Genomic DNA, 12,928 nt, shown 5'->3' with positions numbered 1-12,928 from the left:
CATTGACCTGCATAAGATAAGGGGAATGATTTTATTTTAAAACAAATATTACGGACATTTGTCTTTAAGTTTTAAGAAACGCAGGAAATCTTGGATAACAAGCAAATCACCAGAACACTCAAGCTTACCATTCAACTCATGGAGCTGCATGAGGAGAACATTTTTAAAATAAGGAGCTTCCAGTCCGCACTTATAACCCTAGAACGGGATGCCCCTCCTCTGGCAGGATTGAACTCCAGCCAACTTCAGGAAATAAACGGTATTGGAAAAAGTATTGCTGAGGTGATTTTGGAAGTGGTTGCTTCCGGAACGCACAAGCTGCTAATTGAACTTTTGGAAAAAACCCCTGAGGGAATCCTCGAAGTCCTAACCATCAAGGGGCTGGGTCCAAAAAAGATTAAGGTACTCTGGCAGGAACTCAACATTACTTCCACCCATGAGCTTATGGAAGCCTGTCAATCCGGTCAGGTGGCGAAGTTGAAAGGATTTGGGGAAAAGACCCAGCAAGGAATTATCGAAGCACTCGAATACATCGACAGCAACAAAGGCAAATGGCTATATGCTGATATCGAGCCCATTGTGGATCAACTGTCGGAACCGTTGGAGTCGGCTGCGGGAGTTGGAAATGTATCCATTGTGGGGGAGTATGCAAGGAAGATTGAGATTATTTCCAATCTAGAAATTTTGATTGCTACCGATAGCCCCAAAACTACCCTCTCTCAGCTGGCGGATATTCCTTTGCTTAGGAAAGACATTACCCTTTCCAGCCCATACCGCTGGGGAGGATATGTGGAAGGAGCAGACCTGCGTTGTGATATCCTGCTCGTTTCCAAGGATATTTTCGTCCGTGAAAAACTCCTTCGAAAAGCAAGCCGACCTCATTTGCTGTCTGTTGTCAATGAAAATCAAACCCTTGCCAGTGTTTTTTTAAGTAAAAAATTCGAAAGCGAAGAGGCTGCTTATGCCGAAGCAGGATTGTCCTTCATTCCCGAAGAACTGCGTGAGGGCCAATTTGAAATCGAATTGGCCAAGGAGGGTAAACTGCCTGAACTGCTAAATTTTGAAGATCTCAAAGGCCCCCTTCATAATCACTCTACGTACAGTGATGGCAAACATACACTGCGTGAAATGGCGGAATACTGCAAATCTCTCGGGTATGAATACCTCGGCATGGCCGACCACAGTCAATCTGCCTTTTATGCCAATGGACTAAACGCCGAACGCATTGCGAAACAACAGGAGGAGATCGACTCGCTGAACAAAGAACTTGCCCCTTTTAAAATATTTAAAGGAATAGAAAGCGATATTCTGATGGATGGAAGCCTGGATTATCCAGAGGAGGTGCTGGCGAGTTTTGACTATGTAGTGGCATCTGTCCATTCCAGTCTGAGTATGGACCGCAAAAAGGCCACGGCACGCTTACTTAAAGCCATTCAAAACCCTTACACAACCATTCTCGGACACCCGACAGGACGTCTATTGCTTCGTAGGGACGGCTATCCGATAGATCATAAGGTTATCATTGACGCTTGCGCCAAACTAGGGGTGGCTATAGAAATAAATGCAAACCCTTGGCGATTGGATCTGGACTGGAGGTGGGTGCATTATGCGTTGGAAAAGGATGTCAAATTGTCCATCAACCCCGATGCCCATGAGACGGCCGGGTTTGCGGATATGAAATACGGCGTATATGCGGGCCGCAAGGGTGGACTAACTAAGGAGATGACCCTCAATGCAATGAATTTGGCAGATCTGGAAACTTATTTTGCCCAAAAAAGAAATAAAATACAATGAAATCGAGCATCACGCAGGCAACACACAATGGGATGATTTTCGTTGCGAGATTCCATAGCCTGCCCCGATTAATCGGGGTGACAATTGAAAAACAATTATAAACACATGAAATCGAGCATGACGAGATCCTCACACAGTGGGATGATATAGTCGCGAGATTCCATCTGACCGTTAAAAATCAAATTATAAACAGATGAAATTGAATACCCTGAGCGAAAAGAAATTACTGGATCGGGCATTTTTGCTGGGGGTAATAGGCATTAGTTTATGCGTAATCCCACTTGTGGCGATAAATCTGAATATAACTTTGTATACAGGCTGGATTAACGGATTAGGCATTGCCTGCCAATTGGTAGCAATGAGCTTAGCGGTATTAGTAATCCGTAAACGAAAAATATCAAAAGAAACCCAGCAAAAGGCCAAACAGATGACCATGGTACTGGCGGTTTCTCTTTTATTCTTTTTTCTAATTTAGGTTAATTGACTCTGGTCCATTCTACAGTTTGGCCAAATGCGGCAATGCCTACATATCCCCGAACTTCCATGGTATCATTATCCACCAGTTTAATTATACTAGAATAGGATTTCCCGTTTCTTGGATCACAGATTGTACCTTCTTCCCAAGTATCTCCGTCATGGACGAAATCACTTAATAGGCGCATGCCCAAGATAGTCCTGTCTATTTTTGCTTTGTCCGGGTTATTTTTAGATTTCTCAATTTTATTTATAGCTTTGGAAAGAGAATATTGAAACGCCCAATTATGAACCGAAGATCGTCCCTCAAAAAACTAGCCGCCGTCACCGCCCTTGGATTGGTGGGTGGAGAAATCCACGCTGTACAGACGCAAAAGAGATTTACCCTACCTCCACAACCGAAAGGACCCATGCCCCTGTATTTGTTCACCAAGGCCTTGCAATGGCTTCCTTTGAAGGACGTTCCACGGGCAACCATGGATATGGGATTTACGGGAGTAGATTTACCAGTCAGGTCAAACGGATTCTTCGATATCGACGAGATGGCCTCCAAACTGCCGCCCGTGATCCGGGAATGTGAAAAGTTGGGTTTGGAAACGCCTGTACTTACAACGGAATTGACGCTGGCCAAGCTGCCCGAATGGGAGGGTTTTCTCGAAGTTTTGTCAGGCGAAGGCATCAAGCACTACCGCATGGGATGGATGCCCTTTCCCTCAAAAAGCATTGTCTCCGAACTAAAGTCACTTAATGAGCAAATGAAACGGGTAGCTGACATGCATGCCAAGTACGGTGTCTGCGGCCATTATCAAAACCATGCCGGCAGCCGGATTGGCGGATCAGTGTGGGAAATATACCATCTGCTGGATGGAATAGATCCGGATCATATTGGGGTGCAATTTGACCTGAGGCATGCAGCTGTGGAAGGGTATCAGTCTTATGAAAATGTCTTCTATATGATTTCCGACAAAATCCGAAGTTTTGACCTTAAAGACTTTGTATGGGGCAAAAACCCGAATGGAAAGGGAAATGTTCCCGTCAATGTGCCTTTGGGAGAGGGAAATGTTAAATTTGACCTGCTGCTCAAGCATCCGAAGTTTACAGACAGCAGCATGCCCAAGATTATCCATGCGGAGTATAATCTGGGAGGTGCCGAACATGGCCGGAAGGATCCGACGATGGAGCCACATGAGATACTTACTACGATTAGCAAAGATGTGTTGGCATATGGGAGATTGATGGGTTAATTAGTTATGGGTGATGGGTGATGGGTTCGATTTAGCTGAATTAGATAACGCTAAGAGAAATTGGGGAAGAAAGAACATTAGGAGTACCTGCGACAGGCAGCAATATTCGCTGGTCAACTGATTTTGATTATTCGTTCTTTTACAAGCCATTGTTGTAAAAGTTGGAAGTCAATAATTCCAAAGGAGTTTCTAATATGGGAATAAATAGCTTCCAATTTTTCTTCATTATGTAGGTTTTCCAATTTAGCCGCAAATTCATGAATCTCCTGTCTGAACTCACCTATATCTGGCATGTAAACCTTAATTATTTTCCACTTGAAAAAATGAATTTTATTTTGATGGTATATAGAGTTTTGAATGTCTAAATAAAAATCTTTATCCTCGCCTTCCAATAATGGAATAAGTTGTACGCTAGTTATTTCAAAGCAGCCCTCTGAAATAGATGGTATCTCAAGACATCTATCTTTTTTCTCAAAATTAATTCTTAGGAACGGTGAATCAACTAAATCACTATGTTTTAGAATTAAGGAGTCCAGAAAAAGGTAGGCAGAATTGGCAGATGATTTTCGTCTTGAGATCCTCAGGTAATTTGACTTATATTTATCAAAAATACTACCTTCCTTTAAATCTGATTCTAAAGGAACAGGATTTTCCCCGGTAGATTGTTCTAATAATATTTCCGTATTTGATAAGTTATCAGACAAAGGGATGTCTCCTTTTAGTTTGGTTTCCTTGCCTCCTTTAAAATTTATTTTACCGAGATTTGATTCAAAATACTCAATTTGGGTATTATAAAGATGTAAAATAGCGCGTTTTTCCGAACTTATTTCTTTCCTTTCGGAAATGGATTTTAGAATAGATTTTAACGTTTTCAACTTATCCTTCGGATCCATTGTCGCCTCTACAATCTTTTGGGCACACTCAATCTGAATATCAATATTTCTTGAGATTTTGGCCGCTTGTTCTACGTGGCTTATCTTTCCATTTGGCAGATCACTTAAACGGAGATACGAATAATCCTTGCCCGGTAACGCTGGCCCTTTAATAAAAGCAGTAAAAAACTCTTCTGCAAGAAAAGGCTCTTCCAGTTCATCGAATATAATGGCCAAAGAAAGGTAATATTCCTTGGGCCCTTGTATAAACATATCCACTTTGACAAGTTCTAAAATATTCTCCTTTATATGGTCTGATTTATGACTGTTTTCTGGACTTCTATATTCTTCTAACAAAAGAATTGCCAAATTCTTTCGGGCTTTCAGGTGCTTGGAGTTTATTTCACGTGCTTTTTCCCAAGACAGTTTCGCTCCATCATAATCTTCTAAATCATATTTACATACTCCAATTAAAAACCAGATTTCCTCGCATCTGGCCTCATCCGTTATTTTGATTAGGTAGTTTAGGGCCTTTTCGCTATGATTTTCCAAATAGAATTTTAAGGCCATAAGTAGATTTAATACTAAATCAATATTACCCTGTAAATGCCCGCTAAATAAGAGTTGAAGATCTGTGTTTAAAAAATCTGACTTTCCTTCAGCACTAATTAGAAGATTATCGGAACTGAATCGCTCCAAATAGATAGAATTGGTGATAACATAGTTAAATTCGATTTGAATACCGCTGGGATCATTATAAAATGTGTTGGCATATATCATTAAATCCACCCCCATTTGGGTTCCTATCTCACTAGCTTGATCCAACGCTTTAATTTTCTCATTTTCTTTCCAAAAAACAATTTCGATTTCTTTACTATCGAAAACGCTATACATTCTGATCTCAATGGCTTCGGATATTTCTTTTTTCAGTTGCTCCATTTGAGAAAATCCAAAATAGTTGAACCCCAGGCATACTTTTGCCTTACCCACTAAACCGGTACTAACAAACTTTCTAGGGTGTTTTAATAATAACGTTTCAGCAACATCTGTATAATCTAATTTGAAATTATCCCAAGTATAATCAATATTTTCACTATATTTTATAATTTTACAAAACCTATTTAAGCTACTTTTTTTAAATTTATATGTGTAGCTAGAATTATCTTTTAAAGGGTTTCGTTGTAGCCTTGGAAAAACATTTTTCATCAAATTGTTATCAACCCTCAACCTACCCACGTCACTTTCTTTAATGTATCCCTTAATCTTATTTTTACTATCCCCATTGATCTTCTTTACAAAATGATCCGGTACCCATTTATCCGGCTTATCTTTTCCCAGATCTAATAATTCCGCCAAACAATTAAATAAAACATAAAAGAGAGCCAAGTTCAAAGGCTCTTTCATATTGATCTTCTCATCCATTTAATTATGCTTTATATGCCTATTTAGTTACAATTCAGTTTTTGAATTTTCTATTATCTCAGCTACACTTATCCCATATTTTTCGGATACCATATTATACAGACTATCTGTATCTTTACCCACCTTTATAAGTTCGATTTTACCGAATTCAGTGAATTGGTCGATAGAAGTAAAATTACTCGGAAATTTAGATTTAAAACTTTCCACCTGAGCTGCTCGAATTAGAAAAACGGTTTGAAATATTTCAGAATTATTGGTAAAAGGGAAATGTATTAAATAGAACTTATCGTCAAATAGTATTTCAAGGTCCGTAGGTCTTGCCAATATCCGGATTTTGCTTTTAAATACTTCGAATTCAGACAATATTTCACCCTGCTTTTTTAAATCCTCACTCATTTTTAATTTTTCCGCATTGGCCGCTTCTAAAGCATATACACACAGCTCCTCAAACGATACCCCGTTCTTTTCAGAAAGAGCCAATAATTTCTCAAAACTTTCCATTACCTCTTTAGGGATTTCTCCTCCACGTATTTTCCGAAGCCATGAACTTTGATAATGCAGGGGGTGAGTTCCACCTTTTGAATTCCCTATGTACACATCAAATGGCGCCCGTTTATTGCCAAAGTGGCATGGGATTGTGAATTTTTTCATGATTTATACGTTTAAAATCTTAGGTATTTTCAGCCCTGTTATTTCAAGAATACTTTTATATATTTCATGATCCAATCTTCCCCTATTTTGAATAGCCCCTTCACTATTACTATCCCGACTATCATTACTGACATATATATAAACATACTGTTTATAAGATTCGTCATTTAACTTGTTTCTTAGGAAGACTAGAATCTCTTGCCGTAATTCCGTAGCCGTATTGGGAAATTTACCAATGGAGGTTAGGATTTTGATCATAGCATACCGCGCACTTATGCTTTCTTTATCTATCTTCTCTATCAGCTTTCTCAAAAAGAAAGAATCTGTTGATTGAAATCTTTCCGTTGCCTTAATAGTCGTCTCTTGCACTTCATAGATATCCCTTAATGCGATGCAAAAAGCATCAATAGCTTGAGAATTCATTTTTCTCATAAAACTCATACAGCTAATCGCGTGCATCCTATCAGTAAAAATGGGGCTTTTAGATACAACTGCCTGTATATTTTCATTAAAATCATGTAATTGTCTGCATTTTCTTTCAAAAGTAGAAGGCATTTTTTCTGCACCAGCATCTAACGCATCCAAGAAAACCATCTGATTCATCCATCTATATTGATTGGCAAAAGTCAACTCTTGTTTTAGGGTATTAGTTGATTGAAGAAAGTTCTGATTATTTTCAATAAATCTCTCAAAAACCCCACTTTTCTGGTTTTTTTCAAAATACAAGCCCAAAACAATTATACAATTTTTCGAATAGGTGTTCCACCAATGACATTTGGAGGCTTCTAATATCACACTTAAATGGTCGATATTTTTACCTATACTATTTTCAATCTCATCCACTGTTTCAGGACTACCACCATTTTTGACTATAATGCTTCTAGAAATTGTAACTGCTGCCGCACTGTGTAAATTTTTCTTTGAATGATTAATAAATGAGGTGATAAATTCATATTCAAAACCGTAAGCTACTCTACCTAAACTCTGCATAGCAAGATTTGCATTTATTGGGAAATCCCCGTGAATATGGGCTTTCAATAATTCGATATCGGTAGTATCCATTTGGGGTAGGTAGCCCATGGCATCAATCGCAAAACAGGAAATCTCTTTGTCTGATGATGAAATACACTCATGAAGAACTCTTTTTAAATCCTTCAATAATTCATCACGTGAAACCATTTGCTGTGCCCAAGCATTTAACACAAAAACAGCACTGATTAGATAACGTTTGACAATATCCGGGTCATTATGGTGAAATCCTTCCAAATAGGCTTGAAACGTTTCCTCCCCACTGATCAATTTTATTTCCTTTATTATTAAACTTGCATTAATCGCTTTCTTCGAATCCTTTCCTGCCATAGAGGAAAGTTGCCGAATTAAATTTGGACTATCAAAATAGATCGTTTTAAAAATCCAACCTAATCCCCTTACTAAGTAGGGGTAATTCCGGGTATATCTATTCAACGCCCCAGCTATTAGCAGCATTCCTTCAATTCCAATGGACGATGCATTGAAATATTGATTATACATAGCAAAATTTGCCCGATTTCTAAAAAGATCTTGAAATCCAAACGGCTCATCAAACAGAATTGATTCTAACCCTGAAAAAGTATATTTGTTGATAATGCCAGCTTCTAACATCGCTAGAGATGCAAAGCATTTAACCCTAACGGAGGAACTATCCAACCATTCTTTGACAATTGGAATTGCCTCGGGCTCGGGTTTTTCCACACACTCCATCAATCTAAAGACCCATTCAAGCTTCTGTTCCAGAATAAGTTTGTCGATCACCAAGGCAACTAAAAAAGAAATTCTATGCCGTTTGCTTCTGCCCTTTTCGCAAATTTTATTTACCAACTCTTCATTTTGTGAAGTCCCGGCCAACAAATGTTCCCATAATTGTTTGGTGGAATTAGGTATGGACAATAGCGAGAAGCCATCGTGAATTAAAGCACCCAAAGAGAGTATGGATAGAGATGGGTTATTGTCCGGCAAGTCTTTAATTTTGTTCAAAATAGGGTAAAACCTGTTTTCGTAAACAGACAAAGCCCCTGAGTGATTTAACCTTCCTTCTTGTTTGACATAATCGTCCATTGGTAAGGACAAATTCAACAGCCATGGTTTGATTTCCTTTAAATATTCGGCAATAACAAACTGATCTTGCACTTTTTCCATTAGATCTAAAATGGTCTTTGCTACAACCACTCTATTTTTTTTCTCCAGATAGGTCATCCATTTTAGGTGTGCTTTAATTTGCCGATTGACATCAGAAATCTGAGAAATTGTTTCTTTTGTAAGCGTAAAAAGGTTATCATAGTTGTAGAAATTTTCGCCAGAAATCGAGTCATTGTCCAAGAAAATAACCTCCCTTGTTTTGGCTAATATTTTAAATATTATATTCAACCTTCTTTCAGGCTTCTGAACTAAATTAAGTTGATGCCATAGGTATTCAATGAAATCCGAAATAAACACCAGTTTTATTTCCCTATCCTGAATAAATGGATTCAAACTCAACAGCTCTTCTGTATAAGTTCGATCCTTAAAGGATTGAATAATAAAAAAATAATATTTTTCCGATTTGGGATTATCCTTCATTAAAGGAAGGAGTTGGAGCGTACCCCAAAATTTAAGAACTTCAAAATCAGAATGAATATTAAAAAGATTCCATAATGCTTGAATTAAAATATCTGACTTTTGAATGGGAGAAAATGGATTCCTCTCAATTTGCCAATGTTCATTCGGTGGCAAGTTGATGACCATGCTTACATCTGCAAATCCCTTCGCAATAATTTCCGGATCCAATTTTTCAAAATCCTTACCCAAGGTATCAAAAACCACCGCCAGATTGTATGATATATCCTCGCTATCTTCCCGTAAACAATATGCCCAAAATTCAGCAAGGATTAAGGATTTAATATCGGACGGAACAGCATCTAAAAGCAATATTGGATTTGCTATATTATTCCCAAAGGATTTAGTAAGTTGAAACAAAATGGCAATTAAATTTTGTATTTCATTTTTGTCCTTTCCTTCGATTATTCTTCCTAACATTACGGGGCTGGACCCTATTCTTGCTCCAGAGATTCCTACTGCTCTTGAAAACAATGAATCCAACAAATCAATTCTGTCTAAAATTGCTTCTCTTAATTCAGAAGCTTCATCAAAAGATAAATTTTTTAAATCTTGAACAATGGGTCTTCCCAGGGCTGCCAAAACCAGCAAGCAATCAATTTTTAATTCATTTCCTGTTTGTATATTAGACCATTTATTGGCACAAAATTCCGCAAGTTCTTCCGGTGATTTTCGGTCTTCCAACAAATCGATGATTTTCCCGGTCAAGAATGATTCCCGGAAAGCCCCTTCAATGGAAAATTTTACGTTGGTTTTTGTTCCCTCTTTTTCAAAAATAACAGAAGAATAAACCAGATATATTATTTTACACCAATTTTGATTTGTTTTTACAAATTCAAAAGACTCTGGAAATTGCCTAAAATACTGCTTCAGCTCAAGTTGAGGATGGTCTAAAAATTCTGGAAAATGTGTTGCTATACTTTGAAGACAGCGGTGAATGGGCCAATTCCAATGCTTGGAATCAGATTGGATATTTTGCAATAAAGCGTTGGAGATGGAGAGAGTGAACCAATTGGCATTTGATAATAATTGGGCCAAAGCAAGTTTATTGGGTAAAGGTTCCTTTTCATCATTTAAAGTTTCCACAAAAAATTGAACCACTGAATTCCAGATTTTCTTTTCAGACAGTTCTATAAAAGTCTCCATAATATGCTGCCTTAAAATTTCCCCATCTTCAAAGGCCTCTGTTCCGGCATAAGCCGAAATAAGTTTCCCTAATACCTCAAAAATCACGTCTGTCTCCGGAAATTCTACCATTTCCGGCAAAGCAGTGGCAATCAGGGTGGCACTTCTAGGAATAATTTCATTCATGGGGTCCTCAATATCCAACAGTGCCCGTAAAACAATTTTTTGCTCCTTTTGCCTCATTCTATTATGTAAACTGGCAATAGCCATCAACAACGGTTCACGCCAACGCGGTTTATAGGCATTTCGAATTATAGCCTCGGCAATTTGACTTTTGTTACGTATTAATTTACGGGCCGCAAAATATTCTTCAAAGGAAAGATGTAGAAAGCCATACACTTTCTCCGCCCTTTCAGCCAAAATACCTACCTGCTTATTCAAAATTCCAACAAATTGTTTTGCCTCGTTTTTTATCTCAGATGGGTACTCCAAACCCGGGTTTTCTTCATGGTAGTTATTTAAACTATTCTCAGCTACAGACTGTAGTTCTTCCTTATAAATTAAACCTGCTGGATAGTTCTCATGTAAATATTCCGCGATATCTTCCAGAATATAGTAAATTTTGGATTTAGTCAAATATCCGGAATTGACACGGCGCTTATTTTGGAATTTTTTTTCCCAAATCCCGATAAGGTTGTCTGCCAAAACATCGTAGAGCTTTATCCGTGTGGTAGGGAGTTCGCTTTCTTCCAAATAATACAGTTTGGCCAGTTCAGTAAGTAATAAAGGATTGCCTGCCAATTCTGACAACCCGTCACGCTTAAAAATCTGCTTAAGAAAATCCTCCGCCAATTCATGTGCCTCCAATTCCAGCTGATGCCACTTTTTATTGTTGCTGGATTGTAGATGGGCAGAGCGAATCCAGTTATGGCTAAATGCCCTAATGGCGTTCTGTTCCATCGGTTGGATGGTCACATGACAGAGATCTTCAATATTTATGGGTTGAATCTGATATCCTGCAATACGGCTTGTCACGATTATTTTGTTTTTTCTACCGTCCCCTATCAACATGCTGGAAATCTCTTTCACAAAGGCCTCAATTTCACTAACCACCTCAATTCTTTCCTGATTGTTGGAAATTTCGTCCAATCCGTCCAAAACTAAAATTGCCTGTCCATTTTGTAGGTATTCCAACATCAACTGATTAAGGCTGGAAAAATGAAATCCTGCCCTCTTAGACCCACCAGCTTTCCCTTGAACAGAAAAAAAGTTGCCCTGCCAAGAATTTTTTCCTAAAAACTGTTCTAGTTTTTGATTGGGGTTGGACTGTTTCCATTCAGAAAATTCACTTATCCTTATTAAAATAGGCAAAAGAGGCCTTCCTAAATCCAAATGCCTTCCTAAAAAATTCGCATAGTTAAAGTCTACAGTAGATTGAGGTATAAGTAAGTTTTCCTCTTCCAAAATCATGGCTTGCGCATTTTTTAGCACAAGCCACCGCGCCAAAGTCGTTTTCCCAGTCCCCGGATCTCCCAGAATCACCAGGTTGTTATGGCCCATAATAATTTCCGCAATATTTAATAGCTTAAAGTCAGCATGTTTTGGTTCGAGCTTTCTCTTTCGATCCCTTTCTTCCAATACAGGCATACGCATTGACCTACCGAGAAGGATCGCTTTTGCTTTAAGTTTTTCTCCGTCAGAAAGCTCCTTTCCTGCCCAACTTTGTTCCAATTCCTCCATTTCCTCCTGAATTTGCTTGTGGGACTGATATATCTCATAACTTTTAGCAAATTCCCCCTCTAAGGAGATAAAAATCTTTTCGAGTTCAATTTCAGAAACTCCCACCAAGCCTGCCGTCGCAATTTTGCTATGCTGGCTTACTACCCAGTTCAAATAGGGCAACAGAATTCTTTGCCGGTTGAATTGCCTTTTGATATAGGCCTTTAAACCCTTCAACTCTATATTAAGGACATTAACATCGGAGTAAAACAAACACCAGAGAAATTCTTCATTTATACTTATTTCCCTTTTCCGTATATTAATAGGATCCCACAGCTGGATGGCATTACTAACATCTTCCCCGATGTAAAACTCAGGTACCTTTGAGTTCAAAAAATGATAAGCTTCCTCAAAAGCCTCCTTTATCGTATTATTTGAATTTTGCGCCAGGGATTTATAAAATCTCTGTGAAAAATAAGATGCGTAGCTATCGTAGATTTCAACCTGGGTAGCTATAACTGCCTTGGCGCCTGCGTACATAAAATAGTCAACAAGGGCATTTGTTGCACATCCATTTAAAAAAACTAATGGAATGCAGGTGTTTTGATTAACAAAATCAGTAAAGCCTTTTATGCCTACTTCGTTTCCCTCCAAATTCATAAAATCGGTTCCCGCATGACCGGAAAAATGAAAGATTCCAATCCGATTCCGATATCTGTTGAATTCATCAAAAATATTATCAAGACTAGCAACCGGAATATGGCAAAAGTCAACATCTGGTCTTGATCTCAGACTAATGTCTATGGCCTTTTGCTCCCTCGCCAAATGAAGTAAATGATCATCTTGATCATTGGAAAAAGCAGCAATAACTACAGGTTTGTACTGTGGGGAGGGGTGGCTTAATTCCATAGATTTTGATATTGTAAATACAGTTCCGCTGTAACCTGAGCAATGTGGGTGAAATTTTAGATCGGAATTTAGATTTTCATTTTATAC

Annotated in this window: 7 protein-coding genes; 3 read left to right on the top strand and 4 right to left on the bottom strand. The window is 38.4% G+C overall.

The window, feature by feature from the left end; translation table 11 throughout:
• Positions 1-90 precede the first annotated feature (90 nt).
• Positions 91-1,794 (top strand): helix-hairpin-helix domain-containing protein, encoded by a 1,704-nt coding sequence (locus tag FQ608_RS15410; protein ID WP_158859133.1) that lies wholly within the window; start codon positions 91-93, stop codon positions 1,792-1,794.
• A gap of 193 nt (positions 1,795-1,987) precedes the next feature.
• Positions 1,988-2,269, top strand: a complete 282-nt coding sequence (locus tag FQ608_RS15405; protein ID WP_199856394.1) for a hypothetical protein — start codon at positions 1,988-1,990, stop codon at positions 2,267-2,269.
• Position 2,270: 1 nt separating this feature from the next.
• Here the strand turns inward: FQ608_RS15405 and FQ608_RS15400 are convergent, their stop codons facing one another.
• Positions 2,271-2,513, bottom strand: coding sequence for a DUF2147 domain-containing protein (locus tag FQ608_RS15400; RefSeq protein WP_262885511.1), 243 nt, complete (start codon positions 2,511-2,513; stop codon positions 2,271-2,273).
• Positions 2,514-2,555: 42 nt separating this feature from the next.
• Between FQ608_RS15400 and FQ608_RS15395 the strand changes: the two genes are divergently transcribed.
• Entirely contained in the window at positions 2,556-3,512 is a 957-nt protein-coding gene (locus FQ608_RS15395; protein ID WP_158859132.1) for a sugar phosphate isomerase/epimerase family protein, read from the top strand.
• A gap of 113 nt (positions 3,513-3,625) precedes the next feature.
• Here FQ608_RS15395 and FQ608_RS15390 read toward each other — a convergent pair whose 3' ends face one another.
• Genes FQ608_RS15390 through FQ608_RS15380 form a run of 3 tightly spaced genes read right to left on the bottom strand, consistent with a single transcriptional unit; the run spans position 3,626 to position 12,841 of the window.
• Positions 3,626-5,806 carry a hypothetical protein gene (locus tag FQ608_RS15390; RefSeq protein WP_158859131.1) on the bottom strand — a complete coding sequence of 727 codons (2,181 nt, stop codon included), beginning with the start codon at positions 5,804-5,806 and terminating at the stop codon, positions 3,626-3,628.
• Positions 5,807-5,833: 27 nt separating this feature from the next.
• Entirely contained in the window at positions 5,834-6,457 is a 624-nt protein-coding gene (locus FQ608_RS15385; RefSeq protein ID WP_158859130.1) for a DUF2610 domain-containing protein, read from the bottom strand.
• Between the two features lie 3 nt (positions 6,458-6,460).
• Positions 6,461-12,841, bottom strand: a complete 6,381-nt coding sequence (locus FQ608_RS15380) for an NACHT domain-containing protein (RefSeq protein ID WP_158859129.1) — start codon at positions 12,839-12,841, stop codon at positions 6,461-6,463.
• Positions 12,842-12,928: the final 87 nt, after the last annotated feature.

Source organism: Lunatibacter salilacus (assembly GCF_009797935.1).
Taxonomy (GTDB): Bacteria; Bacteroidota; Bacteroidia; order Cytophagales; family Cyclobacteriaceae; genus Lunatibacter; species Lunatibacter salilacus.
Note: the sequence above shows the minus strand (reverse complement) of the source record. Positions and strands in the feature narration are given on the sequence as shown.

Excerpts from the sequence above, each read along its gene's own strand:
- FQ608_RS15405 (WP_199856394.1), top strand. The coding sequence starts at position 1,988 with ATGAAATTGAATACCCTGAGCGAAAAGAAATTACTGGATCGGGCATTT.
- FQ608_RS15395 (WP_158859132.1), top strand. The coding sequence starts at position 2,556 with ATGAACCGAAGATCGTCCCTCAAAAAACTAGCCGCCGTCACCGCCCTT.
- FQ608_RS15390 (WP_158859131.1), bottom strand. The coding sequence starts at position 5,806 with ATGGATGAGAAGATCAATATGAAAGAGCCTTTGAACTTGGCTCTCTTT.
- FQ608_RS15385 (WP_158859130.1), bottom strand. The coding sequence starts at position 6,457 with ATGAAAAAATTCACAATCCCATGCCACTTTGGCAATAAACGGGCGCCA.
- FQ608_RS15380 (WP_158859129.1), bottom strand. The coding sequence starts at position 12,841 with ATGGAATTAAGCCACCCCTCCCCACAGTACAAACCTGTAGTTATTGCT.